Source organism: Paenibacillus sp. FSL R7-0163 (genome assembly GCF_037969975.1).
Lineage (GTDB): Bacteria > Bacillota > Bacilli > Paenibacillales > Paenibacillaceae > Paenibacillus_AQ > Paenibacillus_AQ odorifer.
In genome coordinates, this window is record NZ_CP150224.1 from 2,391,173 (window position 1) to 2,412,833 (window position 21,661).

Consider the following 21,661-nt stretch of genomic DNA (forward strand, 5'->3'; position numbering starts at 1 on the left):
GAAGGGGCTGTTGCTCTGGTCATGATCGACCAGGACAACAGCCCCTTTTTATATAAAGTATTTTTCTATATAATGGTTGTTATGAAGGAAGAACTTCACGCAAACGTCCTGTCTTCTCATACACATCCTGAAACAGACGGGAAGGTTGGTTTCGGACCGCCGGCTTGGCAGCCACAGTCTCATGTGGTCCAACGACAACGATATTATTTATGCTTCCCTTGATGACTGCGCCATCCTTAATGATTGCCCCTTCACCAATAATGGCATTCTCAATCAGCACTCCACGACCAATGCGAGCTCCAGGCATAATAACACTTTGTTTGATCTGGCTCATCTTACCGATTTCTACCCCATTAAAGACTACAGAACGTTGTAGACTACCTTCTTGGGAGCAGGATTCATTCACGAGAGAGTCCGTTGACGGGATCTGTACACGTGGTTTATGAACTGCAAGCTTATTCCGGCGAACCCGACTATACATAGGCCAATGAGTCTTGTCTAACTTCATGCCATTGTCTTTTTGCAGAAGGTCCATATGTGCTTCCCAGAGACTGCCGACTGTACCTACATCTCTCCAGTAACCCTTGAAACGGTAAGCGAATAAATCATCATTCTGATCCAGCATGGTAGGAATAACGTCTTTACCAAAGTCATGGCTGGAATTAGGATTAGCTGCATCCCGCAACAAGTGCTCCTTCAGATAAGCCCACTCGAACAGGTAGATACCCATTGAAGCAAGATTACTTTTTGGTACTTTAGGTTTTTCCGCAAATTCGGAAATTTTCAGATCATCGTTTACGTTCATTACTCCAAAACGACTAGCCTCATCCCAAGGAACCTCCATTACGGAGATAGTTGCTTTTGCTCCTTTTTCAATATGATAATTCAGCATCTTACGGTAATTCATATGGTAAATATGATCACCGGATAGAATGAGCACATGTTCTGGGTTGCGGCTATCAATAAAGTCAATGTTTTTATAAATCGCATCAGCAGTTCCTGTATAACTGTCTCTGCCTTCAACACCTGAAGGAAGCAATGTGACACCTTTATCCTTTCGACTAACTAAGCCCCAAGGCTCGCCTTCACCGATATGATTATGCAAAGAGTCAGCTTCGTATTGTGTCAGAACACCTACTGTATCAATGTTCGAATTTACACAGTTACTTAGCGGGAAATCAATAATTTTATACTGTCCACCGAAAGGGACTGCAGGCTTAGCCATACTGGAAGTCAAGGGAGCCAATCTGCGGCCTTCCCCTCCTGCCAATAACATGGCGATACAATCTTTTTTGTTGTTCATTTGTTATCCCTCCCATTATTTTGTCAATGCTTGTAATATAAACTTACGACAAGCGCTTGAAACGACATAGGTGAAATATATTGCTTTGTAAACAGAAAAATTACAATTAATATTTCTTTATCAGAAAATCTTTTCTTTTAACATCAAAACATTTTCAAAATGGTAATATTCGGGTAAGGTAATAGGTACAAGCACATTGAAAAAGGTGGTGTAGAATTGGCTGAAAAAGCAAAAATCGAGACCCTTCCGTCAGCTGCTGATATCTATCTGTTCCATGAGGGCACCAATTATCGCAGCTATTCTATGCTGGGTGCACACACTGCCGCTGAAGAAGGCGTTACCGGTGTGCGCTTTACCGTGTGGGCTCCTCATGCGACATATGTAGGACTAGCTGGTGATCATAATGATTGGGACGGAACACAGGGCGTGGACTCGTTATATAAGATACCCGATTCAGGATTTTGGAGTCGTTTTTTTCCGGGAATACAGCCGGGAACTTTTTACAAATACAGGATTCTTGCCTCAGATGGATCAAGTTTCCTAAAAGCGGATCCTTTTGCTTTCAAAGCCGAGGTTCGACCGGCAACGGCTTCGGTAGTAGCAGAACTGGATGGCTACCGATGGGGAGATGCAGCATGGCGTCGGAAAAGCAAAGCGCCTTATCAACAACCAATGAACATTTATGAAATGCACTTCGGTACCTGGCGTCAAAAAGAAGATGGAGAGTTCTACACCTATCGGGAAATGAGCGAGCTCTTAATTCCTTATTTGGTGGAGCTGAACTATACACACGTGGAATTTATGCCGCTGGCAGAACATCCATACGATCTATCCTGGGGTTATCAAGGGACGGGGTATTTTGCGGCAACCAGCCGTTATGGCGAACCCCATGAGTTGATGTATTTGATCGATCAGCTGCATCAGGCAGGTATCGGTGTGATTTTAGATTGGGTTCCAGCTCACTTTGCCAAAGACGCACACGGATTACGTATGTTTGATGGAGCGCCACTTTATGAATATGCCGATCCAATGTTAGCTGAAAAACCAGGCTGGGGGACACTTTCGTTTGATTTCAGTAAGCCGGAGATTTCTTCTTTTCTTATTTCTAATGCGCTGTTTTGGTTTGAGTATTATCATATCGACGGAATGCGTGTAGATGCGGTTACCAGTATGCTTCGATTAGATTTCGAAAAGCGGGATCATCAATATCGGCGGAATGTTAACGGTGGATTGGAGAATCTGGAAGCCATCAAATTTATCCAGAATCTGAACAAGGCTATCTTTCATTATTTCCCAAAGGCATTGATGATGGCTGAGGAGTCCAGTGCTTGGCCGGGGGTTACTGCACCAGTGCATGAAGGGGGCCTTGGCTTCAATTACAAATGGAATATGGGTTGGATGAATGACACGCTAGGCTACATAGAACATGATTTTGGTGGGCGCCCTTATCATCATAATTTACTTACGTTCCCAATATGTTATGCTTATGCCGAAAATTACGCATTGCCGCTATCGCATGACGAGGTTGTCCACGGCAAGAAGTCTTTGTTAGACAAAATGCCAGGTGCTTATGAACAGAAGTTTGCAGGGCTCAGACAGCTGCTGGGATATCAGATCTCACATCCCGGTAAAAAGCTTCTGTTTATGGGTGGAGAGTTCGGTCAGTTTATCGAATGGAAGGATCAGGAGCAGCTGGACTGGCTGCTGTTGGATTATGAGAGCCATCGTCGGATGCTTGCCTACACGGCTGCACTTAATAAACTGTACCGCTCCGAAAAAGCGCTGTGGGAGCTGGATCATGCTCAAGAAGGTTATCAGTGGATTGATGCAGATGACAATGATCAAAGTGTGATTTCGTATATACGCCGAGGGAAGAAACCAGGAGATACGCTGCTTATTGTCATCAATTTCCAACCGGTAGAACGGCACAATTATCGTATAGGCGTGCCACGGGCTGGGACATATGAAGAGTTCTTTAGCTCCGAAAATGTAGAGTACGGCGGTTCCGGATTGCACAATGTCCCTCAAAAGAGCGTTAAGCTGGAATGGCACAATCAGGTGAACAGCATAGAGCTGACTCTTCCGCCCCTTAGCTTCCTGGTGTTTAAAAAAACGTCACGAATGGGTAAGAATAAAGAGGCAAAAGAGTTATAGATCTAAGTACGAATAGAGAATCCGTACAGTTTAAGGGGGAAATAATCATGAAAGTTTTATTTGCCGCAGCTGAAGCCCATCCTTTTGTCAAAACGGGTGGTTTGGCCGATGTCATTGGAGCACTACCTAAAGCGCTGAAGGCTGCCGGGGTAGATGTACGAGTGATTTTGCCTAAATATCGTGGGATTCCTGACAAGTTCACCGCTCAAATGGAGCATTTAACGGAAGTGTATGTCCCAATTGGCTGGCGAAAACAATACTGTGGAATTGAACGCATTATCTATGAGGGTATCCCCGTTTATTTTATCGACAATGAGTATTATTTTGGGCGTGATGGAATTTATGGTTATATGGACGATGGTGAACGGTTTGCGTTCTATAATCGTGCAGTACTGGAGTGTCTGCCGGCCATTGATTTCCAGCCTGATGTTCTGCATTGCCATGATTGGCACGCGGCCGTAATTCCAATGCTCCTACAGGGGCATTATCGTCACAATCCATTTTACAGTGAAATGCGGAGTGTATTTACAATACATAACCTGTTGTATCAGGGAGTGTTTCCTTATGAGGTACTTGGAGAGCTGTTAGGTCTGGATAGCAGTTATTTTGGTAGTGTGGAGTACTATGGTAATGTGAATTTCTTAAAAGGCGGGATTGTATTCAGTGATCGGGTCACGACCGTTAGTCCGACCTATTCAGAAGAAATTCGCACACCTTATTATGGTTACGGCCTGGATGGTTTATTGAACGCACGGTCAGATGTTTTAAGTGGGATTGTGAATGGCATTGATACTAAAAGTTATAATCCAGCGACAGATTCCAGCCTTGTCACCCGTTATCGTTCTAATTTGACCAAGAAGACGGAGAACAAAGTAGCCTTGCAGGAAGAGCTGGGATTACCAGTAGATGCTAATATCCCAATGGTAGCTATGGTCACGCGTCTTGTGGACTCCAAAGGCTTAGATCTGCTTACCCGAGTGCTGGATGAGCTGCTATATCACGATGATATTCAATTTGTGCTGCTTGGAACTGGTGATGAATCCTACGAGCGTTGGTTCAAGGAAGCAGCATGGCGTTATCCGACAAAGCTGTCTTCACAGATCCTATTTAATGATGCACTCTCACGTAAAATATATGCTGCCAGCGATATCTTCCTTATGCCGTCCAAGTTTGAGCCATGTGGCATCAGTCAGCTGCTCGCTTTGCGCTATGGTAGTATACCCGTTGTACGTGAGACAGGTGGCCTCAATGATACTGTGCACGCTTATAATGAAGAAACCGGTGAAGGCAATGGCTTTACGTTCAGCAATTATAATGCTCACGATATGATGTTTACGCTGCGCCGGGCACTTTCTTTTTACAAGCAGCCTGAACATTGGAAAAAGATCACAAAAAATGCATTCGCGGGAGATTATAGCTGGAATGTATCCGCTCAACAGTACATGGATATCTATGATGATATAACAAGATAAAGTTTAACAAATTCTGTAATGGGTTAATAAGGGATTGCACCCGGGAGTATGGTAAATACTCTGGGAGCAGTCCTTTTTTTTATGACATAAGGGAATGAACAATCGAATGATTTAGCTAGTATAGGGGATAGTAAAAATGTATAAATCTTGCTTCATCGTGAATAAAAGCGGTTTTTTAGTTGTGTATTATAGAATTACCCTCATAGAAATCCATTAAAAGGAAGTTATTGTCACAATTATGCCTTTGCATATTCATGCGTTCTGATTTATAATAAGTCAGTCATTGGGTCAACTTAGATTTTTTCATATGAATAGGGGAGATATAGAAATGAACAAATGGGGTAAACTTAGTTTAGGAATGGTATTAGCGGTAGGTCTGCTCTCAGGCTGCGGTCAAAATAAAAATGATAATGATACCGCTGCTAGTGGTAATGCAAATTCCGGTGCAGTTACTAAAAAGCTGATTATGGGAACAAGTGCAGATTTTCCTCCGTACGAATTCCATAAAGTAGTGGACGGAAAAGATACTATCGTAGGTTTCGATATCGACATCGCTAAGGAAATTGCTGCTGACATGGGCGCTGAGCTTGAAGTTAAGGATCTGCCTTTTGATTCACTGCTTAACGAATTGTCCAGTGGACGTGTAGATATGGTGATTTCCGGTCTTAGCCCGACTGAAGAACGCAAAAAAGCGGTTGAACTCTCAGATATTTATTACAAAGCAGAGCAAGCTATTGTAGTGCGCGAAGCAGATAAAGATAAATACGCTACTATGGACGCGGTGAAGGGCACCAAAATTGGTGTACAGACAGGCTCTATTCAAGAAGAAATCGCCAAAGAGATTGAAGGCGCAAAGATCACTTCTCTTGGTAAAATCTCCGAGATCGTTCTGCAATTGCAATCTAACCGTATCGATACAGCAATTATTGAAGGACCTGTAGCCAAATCTTTTGTTAAGAATTTAGCGGGTCTTGTAATTACCGATGCTAAGCCTGAAGTAGAAGATGATGGATACGCAATTGGTATTAAAAAAGGCAATACAGAGCTTCTAGATAAAGTAAATGCAACACTTAAACGTCTAGAATCAGAAGGTAAGATTGATGAATATGTAGCGGCAGCCAGTGAGCTTGCTGAAAGCACGAAGTAAGGAATGGATATTGTTTTAGGTCTGCTGAAGTAAATTGTATGTGTATTACAGAAAATAGCGGAACTTTGCTATTTTCTATTTTTTTGGAGATAGGGGGATAAGATATTGGATATTACTTTATTTAGAATGGCTTATGATTATCGTGATCTTTTCTTGACTGGATTACAATATACCTTGCTTCTTGCTGTTCTTGGTGTCTTTTTTGGCTTCATTCTTGGGATTATCGTCTCTCTACTACGGATGTCAAAATGGAGAGTGTTACGTTTCTTAGCCACTGCTTGGGTTGAATTTTTGCGGGGCACTCCAATGCTTGTGCAACTGTTTCTCATCCATTACGGGCTGGCGACGTTTGGGATTGAGTTTACTCCGATTCAGTCCGGGGCGATTACACTCTCCATTAACAGTTCTGCTTATCTGGCAGAAATATTTCGCGCCGGAATTCAGGGTGTCGATCGTGGACAAACGGAGGCCGCACGTTCACTTGGAATGAAACAAGGGATGACAATGCGTCATATTGTACTTCCTCAGGCACTTAAAAGTGTACTTCCGGCAATCGGTAATGAATTCATTACCATTATCAAGGAATCATCAATTATTTCATTTATCGGAGTAACGGATTTGATGTTTCAAGCTCGTACGGTTACAACGATTTCGTATGATGGTATGACACCACTCGTGATTGCTGCCTTTATGTATTTTGTTCTAACATTTACGCTTTCCAAGATCCTAGGTAGACTCGAAAGGAGGCTGAATACCGATGATCGCCGTTAAGAACCTGCAGAAGCATTATGGAAAGCTGGAGATTCTCAAGGGAATCGATTTGGAGATTAAAAAGGGTGAGGTTGTCGTTGTAATCGGGCCCAGTGGTTCGGGAAAAAGTACCTTTCTGCGTTGCTTGAATCTATTGGAGCAGCCTACAGGTGGAGAGATCACTTTTGAAGGGGAATCGATCACCTCAAAGAAGCATGATATCAATGCAACGCGTGAGAAGATGGGGATGGTTTTTCAACAGTTCAACCTTTTTCCGCACAAAACCGTTCTGCAAAACATTACACTCGCACCGATTAAAGTAAGAAAACAGCAACAGGCTGTGGCCGATAAATTCGCAATGGAGCTCCTCAAGACTGTAGGGCTTGAAGATAAAAAGGATGTTTATCCAGCTCAATTGTCCGGTGGACAGAAGCAGCGGATTGCGATTGCTCGTGCATTAGCCATGCAGCCGCATGTGATGCTTTTTGATGAGCCTACCTCAGCGCTTGATCCGGAAATGGTAGGAGAGGTACTTGAGGTTATGAAAAAGCTTGCCGAAGACGGAATGACAATGGTTATTGTTACACATGAGATGGGCTTTGCCCGTGAAGTGGGTGACCGCATTCTGTTTATGGATGGCGGGGTAATCGTTGAACAGGGTACTCCTGAACAAGTATTTGGTAATCCTACACATGCTCGGACTAAGGATTTTTTAAGTAAAGTATTATAAAGAATTCGTCAAAACGGCCCTGGACAAGTATCCGGTGGCCGTTTTGTTATAGGGTCCTGAGGGTAATGTGGGGATATATCGCTGGGACTGAGTTCATTTATTTATGTAAACCATGTATAATAGATGGTCAGTCAATCAACAGGAAAAGGAGTACATACATAATGAGAGATGATCTACACCGGATAGGCATTATTGATATTGGTTCGAACTCCATTCGTCTTGTAATTTATGATACAACGCGCGAAGGAGGCTATAAGATCATCAAGGAGTGTAAGTACTCCGCTCGCCTTAGTGAGAAGATTACGAAGGAGAATAGACTGGAACAAAAGGACATGGAAACGATTGTTCCGGTCTTGCGGCAGTTTAAGGAAATCTGCAATGCTTTTGCAGTGGAAACCATTCGGGCGGGTGCAACGGCAGCTATTCGTAATGCAGCTAACTCAAGCGAAATAATAAGCTTTTTGTCACAATCTTCTTCCATTCCGATTGAGGTGATCAGTGGCCACCAGGAGGCATATTATGGCTTCTTGGGTGTTATTAATGCCTTTAATGTTGAGGATGGTTATGTCATTGATATTGGTGGCGGGAGTACTGAAATCACTCTTTTTTGTCAGCGGCGTTATCAACACAGCATTTCTTTCCCGTTTGGGGCAGTAAATACCAACCTAATGTTTGGCCAAGGTGGGAATTGGAGCGATGAGCAGATTCACAAGCTGCAGACCTTTGTTCTGGGCAGGCTGGTTGAGCATGATTGGCTAAATGCCAAAGCTGGGCTTCCTTTATTCGGTTTAGGAGGGACGGTTCGTTCTTTGGGGAAGCTGGATCAGAAGACACGAGCATACTCATTGCCTAACTCCCACGGTTATACGATGACCAGTGAGACAATCGAGCACTTTATGAACACCCTACCTTCAATGCCTTACGAAAAACGTAAGGATTTAGATGGATTATCTAAGAGTCGGGCGGATATCATTGTATCCGGGTTGATTATTTTTCATACGGTGTATCAGTATATTGGGGCGAGTGAGGCGGTGATCAGCGGGGAAGGACTCAGAGAAGGTTTGCTGCATGATCTGCTGGAGCCGGAGCAGCCAGTGCGTGCTAGTGCTTTGGAATATAGCTTAAACACGATCATTCGCTTTGATATTCATACCTCTAAACGGTATTTAGATCATATCAACAAGCTAGCGCTCAGCCTGTTTGACGCATTTAAAGATGAATCGAATAGAGCAGAGCACGAGATGTTAATCTATGTGTCCATCATGCTGCATCGTACGGGAACGAATATTAACTATTACCAATCCAAACGACATACTTTGTATTGGTTGATGAATTCACCGATTCGTGGACTTACCCACCGTCAGCTTATTCTTTGCGCTATGATTGCCTCATACAGCACAAAAAGCCGGAAGCAGAAATTGTCCCAACAACATAAGGACATTTTGCTGCCATCCGACGAAGAGTGGATTCATAAGCTCGGATCGCTTGTCCAGCTTAGCATTGCGCTGGACAGCACCGAGATTGGGATTGTAAGCGGCCTGAAGGCCAATCTGCACGGCAATACGCTTCATCTGGACTTAGAGGGCGCATCAGCACTGCTAATTGGCTTAGAGGACATTGAGAACGCGATAAAAGCGTTTAAGAATGCTTGGGCGGTGAAGGTAAAACTCGGCTTCCCTTCCAACGTGTAACATCCATTGCAGCAAACTGGCTCCGGAAAGGGGCCTTTTTGTCGTCTGGTTGTTCGTAATATCCATTAGCCTGCAAGAAGCTGGCTTTAACATTATCTTGTAGAGACAACTCTAGAATCTTGACGATCTGTTTGCGAATGCCGCTGTCTCTGACAGGACACATCAGCTCAATCCGGCGGGTTAGGTTTCTAGTCATCCAGTCGGCACTGGATAAATACACCTCAGGTTTGCCGCCATTTTCGAAATAATAGATCCGGGAGTGCTCCAGAAAACGGTCTACGATACTGCGTACTGTAATGTTTTCACTTAAGCCCTCTATTCCCGGACGTAGGCAGCAAACCCCTCGCACGATTAAGTCAATGGAGACACCGGCTTGGGCTGCGCCATATAAATCGTCGATCACTTGCTGATTAGAGAGTGAGTTCATCTTGGCGATTATTCGTGCGGGTCTGCCTGCCCGCGCATGTTCAGCTTCACGCATCATTAGCTTTTGCAGGGATAAGCTCATATTCGTTGGCGCTACAATGAAGGAATGCCAGTCAAAATTAGCCGAATATCCAGTCATTTGATTAAACAGCTCGGAAGCATCCAGTCCGATATCGCTTTGGGCGGTGAATAGACTGAGATCCGTGTAAGCCTTGGCTGTACTGTCATTATAGTTTCCTGTGCCTACATGCACGTAACGACGCAGTTCAGGGCCTTCCTGGCGGACAATCAAGGTCACTTTGGCATGCGTTTTGAGTCCGATCAGACCATAAACGACATGACAGCCTGATTTTTCAAGCTGGCGTGCCCAAGCGATGTTCCGTTCCTCATCAAATCGGGCTTTTAACTCTACAACCACTGTAACTTGCTTGCCAGACTCCGCAGCATTGGCTAGTGCAGTGATAAGTGGAGAATTTCCGCTGACGCGGTATAAGGTCATTTTAATAGCCATCACTTGCTCATCTTCTGAAGCTTGAATGATAAAGTCTGTCATCGCATCAAAAGACTCGTAAGGGTGGTAGACTAATACATCCCGTTCACGCAGCACCTCGAAGAAATCCTCGTTTTCTTGAAATTCAGCAGGGTAGACCGGCTCAATAGGTGGATAGTTCAAGTAACTAAAACCTTTTAAGCTTCCGGCAAAATTACGAAGAAAGCCCAGATCGAGCGGACCTTCTATTTCAAATACGAAGTCCTCCAGCTCAAATTCAGCTTGTAGCTGCTCAAGAGCATAGGGATGGATACCTTTTTGTACCTCCAGACGAGCAGGCACCCCGCGACGACGCTTGCGCAGCTCTTTTTCGATCTCTTCCAGCAGATCCTCGGCACCTTCCTCATCGATTGTAAGATCTGAGTTACGAGTCAAACGAAACTCACTAACCGCAACAGGTTCGTAACCGCTGAATAAGGTTTGAATGTGATGGCGGATCACATCTTCAATAAATACAAATTGTCTTTTCTTACTATTAGAGCGGTGTGGAAGAGGGATACATCTTGGCAGATTCGAAGGAATTTGCAGGATAGCAAAATAAGGCTCCTCTTCAAGGCCATTCTTACGAGTAAGAACAACAGCTAGGTAGATAAACTGGCTGTGCACGAGTGGAAACGGCCGGCTCTGATCAACAGCCATTGGCGTAAGTACAGGATAGATGATATCCCGGTAATACTGTTCTATGGACTGCTCTTGGGCATGGGTAAGATCCTTATAATCCACAAATACTATGCCTTCTTTATGCAAACTCCGCGAAATATCACGGAATGTCCGGTATTGATCGGCAATGATTTTGGTTACGCGTTTGATGAGGCGTTTATACAGCCCGGAAGGGGTGTAGCCTGTGAAATCTTTTTTAGTATAACCCGCCCGGATCTGATCTTGAATTCCCGCTACGCGAACGCTTATGAATTCATCCAGATTGCTCGAGACGATTGCCAGAAATCTGGCACGTTCCATTAAAGGGTTATCAGGGTCCTGCGCCTCCTTGAGTACACGGCGGTTAAATTCGATCCAGCTCAAATCCCTATTGAGGTAAGCAGTGGCTGGACTGCTTTGGTTGTTTTTAATCTCTTCTGTATTCATGGGACCTCCAAATATGCTTCGATGTCTGTATCTCAAATCTATTTATCATATTCTATCATTTTACTATTGGATGAGGCACGAAATGTTAAATCTATGTAAAATCTCAAAGAATATTATTTAATTATCTTATATAATAGGATATGATTGTCGCTGATTAGTTAACATAATGAAAATTATGTTAACTTTTTAATGAATCAAAGACAATAATTAAACATGTTATTTCAGAATGGTAACAATTACATACGCATAGGTTACAAAATTGTGATATATTAAGTCCTGTCAGTTTTACAAAAGACAACAATACATCAGGACATCACACAAGATGTACATAAGTACAGGAAATGTACACGAGCGTATACGGAAGTCATACCGCTTACGCCCATCTAAAGAGGAGGCATTTATGAAGAACAAGTTCAGAACCATTAAAACCCTTGCTGCAGTTATGGGAATTAGTGCATTGCTGCACACCGCTCCTGCTTTTGCAGACAGCGTTCATATTGCAAAGGAAGGCAATACTTTCTATACTCTTTCTCAACAATACAATGTCGGTGTTAATGATCTAATGAAAGCTAATCCAAACGTTGCAGCTCTTAATATTTACGATGGACTTAAAATAACGATCCCTAGTAAAATGCAAGCAGAAGCTGTAGCTACGACAGAAACTCCAGTGCTTACCCCAAGCCTGAATGTTACTCCAGAATCAAAAACAGTTGAAGCATGGGGCAAGTCATTTAACTATGAGAAAACGATACAAGTTAAGGCTTCTGCTTATTCCTCAGCGGCTAGTGAGAATGGAGGCTGGGGTGCGGTTGATTATTTTGGAAACCCACTTAAGCTAGGAACCATTGCGGTTGATCCAAGTGTAATTCCTCTTGGAACAAAAGTGTTGGTTACCGGCCATTCACACTCAGGATTGCCTAAAGAAGCTTTTCTGGCTACTGCAACCGATATGGGAAGTGCCATTAAAGGTAACCGCATCGATATCTTTATTCCAGGCAGCCAAAGCTTTGTAGCGGATTTTGGTTATCAATATGTACAATTATACATTGTTAAATAGCTAGCTAAAAATATAGAGATTTATACAGAGATATGGAATGGTTTTAAATAGGTTAAATAAGAAACGGAGGGAGTCCTTAGCGGCTGCCTCCGTTTCTTATTTATTTATTTATTTTTAGAGACCTGCAGCAATTGAGGCACGGTAACGAAAGAATAGCCGCGTTTACGCATAATCGTGATTACCTCAGGTAAAGCCTGAATCGTTCCACTAAGATCACTACCCGGCCCACCTCCACCATGCTGAAGGATAATTGCTCCTTTTCCTGCATTAGCTAAGATGTTATTTCTAACTTGAGTTTTGGAAAGTCCCTTCCAGTCCAACGAATCCACATTCCAATTTACGAGCTTATAACCATGATTTTTTGCCCATCTCAATTGTTGCTCAGAGATATCTCCATAGGGTGGACGAATCAGGCGAGGTTTATATCCGGCTAAGGTTTGAATAATGTTCTCGGTCTCAATGATCTGTGATCTGAAATCATGCATCTTCAGCTTCACAAACTGAGGATGGTCATAAGAGTGATTTCCAATAGCATGTCCTTCTCTAATCATCCGCTTCACTAGAGCAGGATGTTTCTCAGCTCGGCTTCCTACCACGAAGAAGGTTGCTTTGACATGATATTTTTTAAGAACATCTAGCAATTGGGGTGTAAACCTTGGGTCAGGCACATCGTCAAAAGTTAAGGCGATGACTTTATTCCGAGGACCGCTGGTCTTAAAGGTCTCGGGATATTTGTGTAATAGCTGACTCAGAGACAAGCCCTTAGTGTTCTTATTGTTGCTGCTCGTTGAATTATTTGTAGTAGAAGTTCCCGCAGATATCGCCTTGTCTTCGTCAGTGGTCTGCGTACTTTTAATTTGATCCTGTGAGGACTTCTGATTCTGAGCTGGAGCTGAAGCAACCTCTGCTGAAGAGGTTGGAAATAGCAGGACAATGATTGATCCTAATACTACTAGCAGTTTCTGGACTCTCCGTTGATCATACATCCCCAAATGCCTCCTTTACTACCTGATCATCACCATATTCTTCATTGTTATCTCCATTGAAGGATGAATTTATGCCGTTTCTTCAAGGTCTCTGGTAAAGATTTCTTGCACACACTAATGCGTGTATACTAAATAGAACGGGATATTCCCGGGCCAATTATAGACAGGTGGAAGGATGGGGACAAGGATGTCAGAATTGTTTGCACCTTATGAATTGAAGGGTTTAACGCTGAAAAATCGTATTGTTATGCCACCTATGTGCCAGTATTCGGTGGATAAAGAGGATGGCATCCCCAATGATTGGCATTTTGTTCATTATGTAAGCCGTGCTATTGGAGGTACTGGTCTAACCATTGTCGAGATGACTGGAGTACATCCGGACGGTAGAATAACGAACCGGGATACAGGGCTTTGGAGTGATACGCATATAGAGGCGTATCGTAAGCTCACAGATAGTGTACATGCCTATGGAGCAAAAATAGCCATTCAACTAGGGCATGCCGGACGTAAAGCGGTCGATGCTGAGCCGCCGGTTGCACCTTCTGCAATTCCTTTTGATGCTCGTTCTAAGCAGCCACAGGTGCTTTCTAAGGAAGGCATCCTTGAGATGATAGAAGCCTTTCGTGATGCCGCTCGTAGAGCTGTGGAGGCAGGATTTGATACTGTGGAGATTCATGGTGCGCATGGTTACTTAATTCACCAGTTTCATTCACCTCTGTCCAACCTCAGAGAGGATGAATATGGACAAGATCCTGCACTTTTTGGAGAACAAGTAGTTGCAGCAATCCGAGAAGTAGTGCCAGTAGATATGCCCTTGATCATGAGGGTATCCGCGAAAGAATATGTTGATGGTGGATATGATGCTGCCTATGCCCTGGAGTTTTGCCGCCGATATAAGGATGCTGGAGTGGATATGTTCCATGTGTCTTCAGGTGGTGAAGGGCCCATTGGCTCTAATGGTGGACCTAATGCGGGCCCAGCCTACCAAGCAGATCTGGCAGAATATATTCGCAGTGGATTACAAGTGCCAGTAATTGCGGTAGGACGGCTTGAAGCCTATTCTGAGGCACAGTCCATCATTGCAGAAAAAAGGGCGGAGCTTGTAGCTATTGGCCGTGGGATGTTAAGTGATCCTTATTGGGCTTTACATGCTGAAGAAGCGCTTGGTGGCGTACATGATGTACCTAAACCTTATGAACGTGGGATTTGGAAAAGAGGCTAGACCGTTTTAGATGTGAAGTTTGTCACAGATTTTATGCTCCTTCTAAGGCAATCTTAATAAAGATAAAATTTGAAGGAGCTTGATAACGTGGGGACGGTTCTAAGTAACGAACGGCTGACAGATGGTGTGTATCACCTTAAGGTAGAGACGAATAGTGGCGGAGCAATGGGTCAATTCTACATGTTACGGGCATGGGGAGCTTACCCCATCCTATCCAGACCCTTAAGTATACATGAAGTACACGAGGATAGTGTTGAATTTCTGTATCACGTAGTTGGGGAAGGTACGGAGATATTCTCACGACTGGGTTCAGGTGATTCGGTAGAGCTTGAGGGCCCTTTTGGAAATGGATTTCCACAGGTTGAAGGGAAGGTTGCGCTCATCGGCGGTGGGATCGGAATTGCACCGCTATATTATTGTGCGAAGCAGCTTCCGGGGAGTGATATCTTTTTGGGCTTTAGCCGTGAAGCTTACCGGACAGAAGCGTTTCGCCCACTTGCAAGTGAGCTTGTAGTCGATGTTGGCGGTTTAATTTTGGATAGTGTGGATTTCAGCCAATATGATCATGTCTTTGTCTGCGGCCCACACCCTATGCTTAAAGCTGCTCAACGTAAAGGCATTGCTGCTGAAGAAGCAGGCATTAGAACGAAAGTATACCTTTCTCTAGAGAACCGAATGGCTTGTGGGATTGGAGCCTGTCTGGTCTGCAGTGTATCCTGCCGTGATGGTCAAAAGAAGGCCTGTGCAGACGGACCTGTGTTTCTTTCTGAGGAGGTGATTTTCCATGACTAAGTTGAACACAACAATTGCTGGCGTTCATTTTAAAAATCCAATTATAATGGCCTCTGGAACGTTTGGTTTTGGCCGTGAATATGGCAAGCTGTATGATGTGTCTCTGCTGGGTGGAATCTCTGGCAAGGGGTTAACCCTCAATCCGAAAGCGGGGAATCCCGGCACTCGTGTATATGAGACAGCTTCTGGTATGCTGAATAGTGTGGGACTCGAGAATCCGGGTGTAGCTGCATTTATAGATAAAGAATGCCCTTATTGGGAAACACTCGATACTGCTCGTTTGGTCAACCTGGGTGGAGGCACACTTGAAGATTATGTTCTTGGTGCTGAGATGATTCAGCGGGATGCAGATGCTCGTGCGAGTGCAGGTAAGACAGCAGTGGACATGATTGAATTGAATATTTCTTGTCCAAATGTTAAAGAAGGCGGCATTGCGTTTGGGATCCAAACTTCAGAAGCTCAAAAAGTAGTACAGGCTGTTAGACGCGCAACTAAACTGCCCCTCGCTGTAAAGCTGTCGCCGGGAGCCGAAAATATCGTTGAAATGGCACAAATGTGTCAGGAGGAGGGAGCAGACGCTGTCTCACTCATCAACACGATCTCAGGAATGAAGATTGATGTCCGCCGCAGAAGCAGTGTATTCAATAACTTATACGCTGGATTGTCTGGACCTGCGATTAAGCCTGTCGCTCTTCGTATGGTGCATCAAGTTGCACAAAACGTAACGATTCCCGTGATCGGAATGGGTGGCATCACTTCAGCAACGGATATCATCGAGTTTATTATGGCAGGTGCTGCAGTTATCCAAGTGGGAACTTATAATTTCATGAACTTGCGTGCAGGTAGTCAGCTAGTTGCAGAGCTTGAGCAATTTATGGTTGAAGAAAATATTCAGTCACTAGAGGAAATACGGGGCATTATATAAAGTGAAGTAGTGAGGGGAATACTATTGACTACTAACCAGATTGATCCTGAGGATATTGAGCTGAAGGCGACGGCTGTCGGACGTGATCTCTTGCTCTTAATTAGTGGAGGTGTTCGGCATATTGGTGCCACGAGTACTGCTTATCTGGAGGGGGAGCAGGTTAAAGTACTGACTTCAGCGGTTCCTCATCATAAAGAGCACACGATAAGCGAGCCCATTGCGATCAAAGTAGCTGAAGCGCTGAACAAGACGGTCACAGTAGTGATGGGGATTCATTACGACAATCTCACGAAAGAAGGTATTATGGAAGTCGTGGAAATTGTGAATTTAAAAGTAAATCAATATTTAGCGCAACAAATATGAAACGGTAGTGACAATTCTACGTAAAAGATAGCATGTGAGGAATTAAATTATCTTTTGGAGGAATGAAACCATGTCTATATTTAAAAGATTGCGCGATTTAACCATGTCTAATGTGAACGCGATTATTGACAAAGCAGAAGACCCGATTAAAATGACAGATCAATACATTCGTGATATGACCGAAGATTTAGAAGATGCAGAAAAAGCTGTAGCGGCGCAAATCGCCATTGAGAAGAAATTCAAACAGCTGTATGAAGAACAAGAAGCGCTTGTTAACAAACGTACCCAACAGGCTCATGCAGCAGCTCAAGCGGGTAATGTTGACCTTGCTCGCCGCGCTCTGGAAGAGAAAAATGCTGCTGAAGCTAAACTGGTAGAATACAAAGCCAGCTTTGATCAGAACAAAGCCTCTGCGGATAACCTTCGTGGCAAGCTTGAAGAGATGCGCAAACAGCTTACCCAAATGAAGAACAAACGTGAGACATTGGTTGCGCGTTATAACGCTGCCAAAGCTCAAACCGAGATCAACAAAGCAATGAGCGGATTTAGCTCCGATTCAGCGTCTGCAGGTCTCAAACGTATGGAAGATAAAATGCTGCAAGCAGAAGCTCAGGCTGAAGCCAGCAATGAGATGAGTTCAGGCAATAAATCTCTGGATGATGAATTCGAGAAGCTGAACAAAGATCAAGCGGTTGAAGATGAACTGGCGGCTCTGATGAAACAATACGAGAAGCAATAACATTTGATCTTTAGCCGGTTCACGGCTGGTGTTCACAGGCGAAGGGGAGACAGAAATTCGTTTCTTCTTCGCTTTATCTATGCTTATGAAAGGCATGCAAAATGATTAAGCGGGGGCTATAGAATGGATCTCCATATTCTGGTGTCCATGGTCGTGTGGACGGTGAGCGGCGCTGTGTTGCTGTTTGTACTGATGTATATAGATTCACTTTTTACTCGTTATAACGATATTGAAGAGTTAAAGGCTGGAAATATGGCGGTGACTACACGGTTTGTAATGAAGCTTTTAGCTCAGGCCTTCATTTTATCTTCATCGATAGCGGCTTCCAATAGTTTGTTAGATGCCTTGCTGATTTCGTTGGTATCATTTTTGCTTTTGTTAATTTTAGAAAGAACGGTTCGGCTTCTACTAGCAAATTGGGGGAAGCTGGATCTGGATCATGGTACACAGCTTGGTAAAATCGGATATGGCCTGCTATCAGGTTCACTGCAAATTACGGGTGCTTTAATTATTACTGCCTTTATGTAGGAGGAACGATCAAGTTGAGTATGTGGAAACGTATAGGTAACCTTTTCTCTAAGCCAGCGCCTCAGGAAGTTCAAAAAAGTATGCTTAATTTGTCTCCCGGAGACATTTGTGAAGTATCGCTTGTCACCTATGAAGTTACTGGCCGGACACATAATCGGGGCCGTAATGCTGTAGTTCTGACCCTTAGAGATGGAAGCCAGATAGCTTATCTTCATATAGAAGAGCGGGAACAGCTGCAATATGGATTGTACAGACCTATCGATGGGCGGCTTGATAATCCTGCTGAGGTTCCAGCAACTCTTGAGCTCGATGGCTATACATTTTTCCTGGAGGAAGAATATGAAGGTTTTGTCGCTGTTGCAGGTCAGACGCCATTTATGAATGGTGGAGAGCAGCATGTGTGGCAATATCAATCAGATGATTCACGTCTACTGCGTGTAGAGTGGCAACATGGACGGTTTATGCTTTATGAAGGGGAGAAAATAATCCCTGGGGATGTAAAGGTAATTAGAGCATCCTAGCCTAGTAGAGAAGTAATAGATCACTATACCGGAAAAAATATTGTAGAAAAGGCTGCTGCCCATAAACATGGATGGTGGCCTTTTGTGTTTATAATTTTACTTCAAGAGGTCTCATGTTAAAATAATACCTATTACAGCAAAAATCGACGTTTCAGAGCGGAGGTCTTTATGAAGGATAATAAATTTCAGCGGGAAGCGCTGCAAGTCAAAGAAGCTCAGGCCAAAATAATCAAATATGCCAATCCGCTAGAATCAGAAGACGTATCGCTAGATGAGTGTTGTGGACGTTATTTGGCTGAAAAAGTGATTGCTCCACACCCATTTCCTGCGTTTAATCGATCTAGTATGGATGGATATGCGATTATCGCGGGGGATACCCGTAACTGTGTTAATGGACAAGTTGTATGGTTAGAAATTGTGGATAATATTCCGTGTGGCGCAGTGCCTGCGGTAGATATAACTCCGGGAACAGCCGCAAGAATTATGACTGGTGCACAAGTACCGGTTGGGGCTGATGCTGTGGTGATGCTGGAGGTCACGGAGAGACGTGAAGAGGAAGGAAAGACTTACGTTGGAATTCGAAAAAAACTAGAAGCAAACAGCAATATCACACCTCAAGGTTTCGAATTAAGCCAAGGTGATCTTGTATTGCCAACAGGAAGGTTAATCTCTGCGGGGGATATAGCTGTTCTTGCAGCGTTTGGATTACATACCGTGAAAGTCTATCGTCGTCCCAAGGTAGCCATCTTTGCCACAGGAACAGAGCTGCTGGAAGTGCATGAGCCGCTGGAGCCTGGCAAAATCCGCAATAGTAACTCCCCTATGCTCGAAGCTCTAGTCAAAGAGACAGGGGGTGTTCCAGTAATGTTAGGCGCTATTGTGGATGATCTGGAGCTGGCTAGAAGTAAAGTACAGATGGCGCTGGAAACTTATGATTTTGTGATCACAACGGGTGGCGTTTCTGTGGGGGATTATGATATCATGGGCGACTTGGTTCGTGAACAAAGTGGTAATATGTTGTTCAACAAAGTGACGATGCGTCCAGGAAGCGTAACTACTGCTGCGGTTAGAGGGGGTAAGCTGCTGTTAGCTTTATCCGGGAATCCGGGGGCTTGTTTCGTTGGGTTTCAACTGTTTGCACGGCCTGTGATTTCACTGATGCAAAGTGCTTCTCAGCCTTTTTTACCGGAATGGAACGTTACACTCGGTACAGATTATAAAAGAGTGAATAATTTTACTAGATTTGTGCGAGCTCGCTTAGAAATAAAAGACGGCAGCTTGTTTGCTTATCCGGCACTCATTGATGAATCTTCCGTAACGGTCACGATCAAGGATAGCGACTGTTTGATAGTTGTACCCCCAGAAGAAAAGGGGCTATCTGCCGGAGATAAGGTAACGGTGATCAAGCTGCCAGGAGAGATTCGGGGCTAGATGTGGATGGTACTCTGCCCATCGATGATGAATAAAATTTCACCGCAGGTATTGGAGTAATTAAAGGTATTTGATATCCACGCACGCACAGAAATCGCCATAGAATTGCTAGGTCAACGGTATTATTTCCAATATTTCAACATATGAAAAATTCACAATAGATAAGCAAAAAAACAGCGTTCCTGCTAACCCAATAGTCGCTAACAACCGGTTTTAAAGGGAGGGTTACCCCAGAAATTAGAATAAGAAAACCCACTTGCGTACCGTAAGTGGGTTTTTAGTGCAACAATAATCGGGTTAGGGGTGCCCGCCGAATGTAATTCAAATTTGAAGAAAAGCGAAAGTAAAGTTTCCGGGTAGGCGACACAAATCGCAGTAAATCTCCTATCGGAAGAGTTACTGCTCTATTGTTTTGAGTTATTGGCTGCGCCACTGCCGAGATTAATCCCCCGCGGATGCTTAAGGACCCAGATGATCTTATTTGCATATTTATCACCTTTTAAGCGGGGTTTCGGACCTCAGCGTCGCTATTTCATAGAATGGAGCTCATATTTGCGTATTTCAGGCCAATAGCGACCTTGAGGTCCGTTAGCCACCCAAATGTGAGATAATCCTGCGTTTAAGGTCAGCTGAGTCCGATAACAACTCTGCACTAGCGAAGAGCAACTACTCAACCGAAGTAGGAGCACCCTTTTTGTGATGATTAATTATCGACACGCCGCTCGATCGCCTCAGACATCGTTTTATCCGTTAGATGAGCGTAGATCTCAGTTGTCTCGGTGGATGCGTGCCCGAGCTGTTCCTTCGTTTTATAAATATCATTTTGCAGATAATAATCTGTTGCAAAAGAATGACGCAGCTTATGAACCGTAAGATACGGTTTACCAAAGCGTTTAGCGTACTTAATAATCATTTCTTGAATCGCACGTTTGGTCATACGTTTGCCTTCTTGACGCCCGTTAGGGAGAGAGATAAATAAGGCCTTTTCTCTCTTGGGTGTTTTGTAGCGAGATTGGCGCAGACTAAGATAAAGAGCTAGATCATCTTTAGCTTGCTCTCTAAAATAGACGGGTGTCTTAAACGTTTCGTCATTATTCCCTTTGCGGGTGACATAGAGCAGCTTGTTGTTAATATCCAAATCGTCTACGTTTAGATTGACTACCTCAGATACACGCAGGCCAGAGTTCAGAATCAAGCTGGCAATACAGGCATCACGCTCGTGATTCAATTGAAACGAATAATAAGCCTGTTTGTTGCCTTCCACATCCCGTCCATACCCTTCATAAATGTACCCCACAAACTCCAGTAATTCCTCATCTTCCAAAATCTTACCCTTTAATTTAGCGGCAGTATCCTTTGGCTTATGTGTTCGTTTGACCTCAACCTTAGCCATAATGTTTCGCTTAAGCAATGGATAAAAGTTCTCGTCCTCAGCGATTTGACTTAAATAATGAAATAAGGAGCGTAATGCAGATAGTTTACGGGATACAGTAACACGAGTGTTCGTACCTTCGGCTCGGGTAGTTAGATGCAACCGATATCCGACAATACTGTCCATATGTAGGGTTTCCAATTCTAGAAGCGTGATCTCGGTATTTGAGCCGGCTTGGGATAAGCCCTCTGCCCGCAACCAGCCGAAAAAAGATTCATAATCCCGGATATACTCCAGCAGTGTGGAGGGGGAGAGATCAGGCCGTTTATAGTCAATAAACTGCTGAACGAACCAGGGCATGAGGGGTAGCTTTTGATCAAGTTTTTTACGGTCATCGTTCTTTTGAACGCTCATGT

Annotated in this window: 17 protein-coding genes and 1 pseudogene; 14 read left to right on the plus strand and 4 right to left on the minus strand. The window is 43.9% G+C overall.

Annotation, left to right across the window (positions count from 1 at the left end):
- Positions 1-79 precede the first annotated feature (79 nt).
- On the minus strand, positions 80-1,303 hold the full coding sequence (locus tag NST45_RS10580; protein ID WP_076144760.1) for a glucose-1-phosphate adenylyltransferase: 1,224 nt from the start codon (positions 1,301-1,303) through the stop codon (positions 80-82).
- Positions 1,304-1,519: 216 nt separating this feature from the next.
- Here NST45_RS10580 and glgB point away from each other — a divergent pair, with 216 nt between their 5' ends.
- The 5 genes and pseudogenes from glgB to NST45_RS10605 all read left to right on the plus strand — a co-directional run bounded on the left by glgB (position 1,520) and on the right by NST45_RS10605 (position 9,247).
- The gene (glgB, locus tag NST45_RS10585; protein ID WP_038571523.1) at positions 1,520-3,457 is read left to right on the plus strand and encodes a 1,4-alpha-glucan branching protein GlgB; all 1,938 of its coding nucleotides are present in this window, start codon (positions 1,520-1,522) and stop codon (positions 3,455-3,457) included.
- A gap of 47 nt (positions 3,458-3,504) precedes the next feature.
- The gene (glgA, locus tag NST45_RS10590; RefSeq protein WP_036687636.1) at positions 3,505-4,929 is read left to right on the plus strand and encodes a glycogen synthase GlgA; all 1,425 of its coding nucleotides are present in this window, start codon (positions 3,505-3,507) and stop codon (positions 4,927-4,929) included.
- A gap of 454 nt (positions 4,930-5,383) precedes the next feature.
- Positions 5,384-6,847: pseudogene (locus NST45_RS10595) on the plus strand (ABC transporter permease subunit); the annotation flags it as partial.
- Positions 6,834-7,556, plus strand: a complete 723-nt coding sequence (locus tag NST45_RS10600; protein ID WP_036687633.1) for an amino acid ABC transporter ATP-binding protein — start codon at positions 6,834-6,836, stop codon at positions 7,554-7,556. The pseudogene NST45_RS10595 and the gene NST45_RS10600, both read left to right, overlap by 14 nt.
- Positions 7,557-7,717: 161 nt before the next feature.
- The gene (locus NST45_RS10605; protein WP_038571520.1) at positions 7,718-9,247 is read left to right on the plus strand and encodes a Ppx/GppA phosphatase family protein; all 1,530 of its coding nucleotides are present in this window, start codon (positions 7,718-7,720) and stop codon (positions 9,245-9,247) included.
- On the opposite strand, the gene ppk1 is transcribed toward NST45_RS10605, so the two are convergent.
- On the minus strand, positions 9,195-11,309 hold the full coding sequence (gene ppk1 / locus NST45_RS10610) for a polyphosphate kinase 1 (RefSeq protein WP_036687629.1): 2,115 nt from the start codon (positions 11,307-11,309) through the stop codon (positions 9,195-9,197). The two genes, NST45_RS10605 and ppk1, sit on opposite strands and share 53 nt — an antisense overlap.
- Positions 11,310-11,709: 400 nt before the next feature.
- Here ppk1 and NST45_RS10615 point away from each other — a divergent pair, with 400 nt between their 5' ends.
- Entirely contained in the window at positions 11,710-12,366 is a 657-nt protein-coding gene (locus tag NST45_RS10615; protein ID WP_036687628.1) for a 3D domain-containing protein, read from the plus strand.
- A 104-nt stretch (positions 12,367-12,470) separates the two neighbouring features.
- Here NST45_RS10615 and NST45_RS10620 read toward each other — a convergent pair whose 3' ends face one another.
- On the minus strand, positions 12,471-13,352 hold the full coding sequence (locus tag NST45_RS10620) for a polysaccharide deacetylase family protein (RefSeq protein ID WP_036687626.1): 882 nt from the start codon (positions 13,350-13,352) through the stop codon (positions 12,471-12,473).
- A 187-nt stretch (positions 13,353-13,539) separates the two neighbouring features.
- On the opposite strand from NST45_RS10620, the gene NST45_RS10625 reads away from it, so the two are divergent.
- The 8 genes from NST45_RS10625 to glp all read left to right on the plus strand — a co-directional run bounded on the left by NST45_RS10625 (position 13,540) and on the right by glp (position 19,873).
- The gene (locus NST45_RS10625; protein ID WP_076223826.1) at positions 13,540-14,574 is read left to right on the plus strand and encodes an NADH:flavin oxidoreductase/NADH oxidase; all 1,035 of its coding nucleotides are present in this window, start codon (positions 13,540-13,542) and stop codon (positions 14,572-14,574) included.
- An 87-nt stretch (positions 14,575-14,661) separates the two neighbouring features.
- The gene (locus NST45_RS10630) at positions 14,662-15,366 is read left to right on the plus strand and encodes a dihydroorotate dehydrogenase electron transfer subunit (protein WP_076144768.1); all 705 of its coding nucleotides are present in this window, start codon (positions 14,662-14,664) and stop codon (positions 15,364-15,366) included.
- Positions 15,359-16,291, plus strand: a complete 933-nt coding sequence (locus NST45_RS10635) for a dihydroorotate dehydrogenase (RefSeq protein WP_038571513.1) — start codon at positions 15,359-15,361, stop codon at positions 16,289-16,291. Before NST45_RS10630 ends, NST45_RS10635 begins: the two co-directional genes overlap by 8 nt.
- 24 nt (positions 16,292-16,315) lie before the next feature.
- Complete coding sequence (locus NST45_RS10640) at positions 16,316-16,654, plus strand: hypothetical protein (RefSeq protein ID WP_256717052.1); 339 nt, start codon at positions 16,316-16,318, stop codon at positions 16,652-16,654.
- 70 nt (positions 16,655-16,724) lie between these two features.
- The gene (locus NST45_RS10645; RefSeq protein WP_036687619.1) at positions 16,725-17,393 is read left to right on the plus strand and encodes a PspA/IM30 family protein; all 669 of its coding nucleotides are present in this window, start codon (positions 16,725-16,727) and stop codon (positions 17,391-17,393) included.
- 123 nt (positions 17,394-17,516) lie between these two features.
- A complete protein-coding gene (locus NST45_RS10650; RefSeq protein ID WP_036687618.1) occupies positions 17,517-17,921 on the plus strand; it encodes a DUF350 domain-containing protein in 405 nt (134 codons plus the stop codon).
- A 14-nt stretch (positions 17,922-17,935) separates the two neighbouring features.
- Positions 17,936-18,442, plus strand: a complete 507-nt coding sequence (locus tag NST45_RS10655) for a DUF4178 domain-containing protein (protein ID WP_076130052.1) — start codon at positions 17,936-17,938, stop codon at positions 18,440-18,442.
- 168 nt (positions 18,443-18,610) lie between these two features.
- Positions 18,611-19,873: a gephyrin-like molybdotransferase Glp gene (gene glp / locus NST45_RS10660; RefSeq protein WP_076179953.1), complete on the plus strand. Its 1,263-nt coding sequence runs from the start codon at positions 18,611-18,613 to the stop codon at positions 19,871-19,873.
- A gap of 703 nt (positions 19,874-20,576) precedes the next feature.
- Here glp and xerS read toward each other — a convergent pair.
- Complete coding sequence (gene xerS, locus NST45_RS10665) at positions 20,577-21,659, minus strand: tyrosine recombinase XerS (protein ID WP_036687613.1); 1,083 nt, start codon at positions 21,657-21,659, stop codon at positions 20,577-20,579.
- Positions 21,660-21,661: the final 2 nt, after the last annotated feature.

Bases quoted from the DNA above. Each gene is read 5' to 3' on its own strand.
- NST45_RS10580 (WP_076144760.1), bottom strand. From the start codon at position 1,303: ATGAACAACAAAAAAGATTGTATCGCCATGTTATTGGCAGGAGGGGAA.
- glgA (WP_036687636.1), top strand. From the start codon at position 3,505: ATGAAAGTTTTATTTGCCGCAGCTGAAGCCCATCCTTTTGTCAAAACG.
- NST45_RS10600 (WP_036687633.1), top strand. From the start codon at position 6,834: ATGATCGCCGTTAAGAACCTGCAGAAGCATTATGGAAAGCTGGAGATT.
- NST45_RS10605 (WP_038571520.1), top strand. From the start codon at position 7,718: ATGAGAGATGATCTACACCGGATAGGCATTATTGATATTGGTTCGAAC.
- ppk1 (WP_036687629.1), bottom strand. From the start codon at position 11,309: ATGAATACAGAAGAGATTAAAAACAACCAAAGCAGTCCAGCCACTGCT.
- NST45_RS10615 (WP_036687628.1), top strand. From the start codon at position 11,710: ATGAAGAACAAGTTCAGAACCATTAAAACCCTTGCTGCAGTTATGGGA.
- NST45_RS10620 (WP_036687626.1), bottom strand. From the start codon at position 13,352: ATGTATGATCAACGGAGAGTCCAGAAACTGCTAGTAGTATTAGGATCA.
- NST45_RS10625 (WP_076223826.1), top strand. From the start codon at position 13,540: ATGTCAGAATTGTTTGCACCTTATGAATTGAAGGGTTTAACGCTGAAA.
- NST45_RS10635 (WP_038571513.1), top strand. From the start codon at position 15,359: ATGACTAAGTTGAACACAACAATTGCTGGCGTTCATTTTAAAAATCCA.
- NST45_RS10645 (WP_036687619.1), top strand. From the start codon at position 16,725: ATGTCTATATTTAAAAGATTGCGCGATTTAACCATGTCTAATGTGAAC.
- NST45_RS10650 (WP_036687618.1), top strand. From the start codon at position 17,517: ATGGATCTCCATATTCTGGTGTCCATGGTCGTGTGGACGGTGAGCGGC.
- glp (WP_076179953.1), top strand. From the start codon at position 18,611: ATGAAGGATAATAAATTTCAGCGGGAAGCGCTGCAAGTCAAAGAAGCT.
- xerS (WP_036687613.1), bottom strand. From the start codon at position 21,659: ATGAGCGTTCAAAAGAACGATGACCGTAAAAAACTTGATCAAAAGCTA.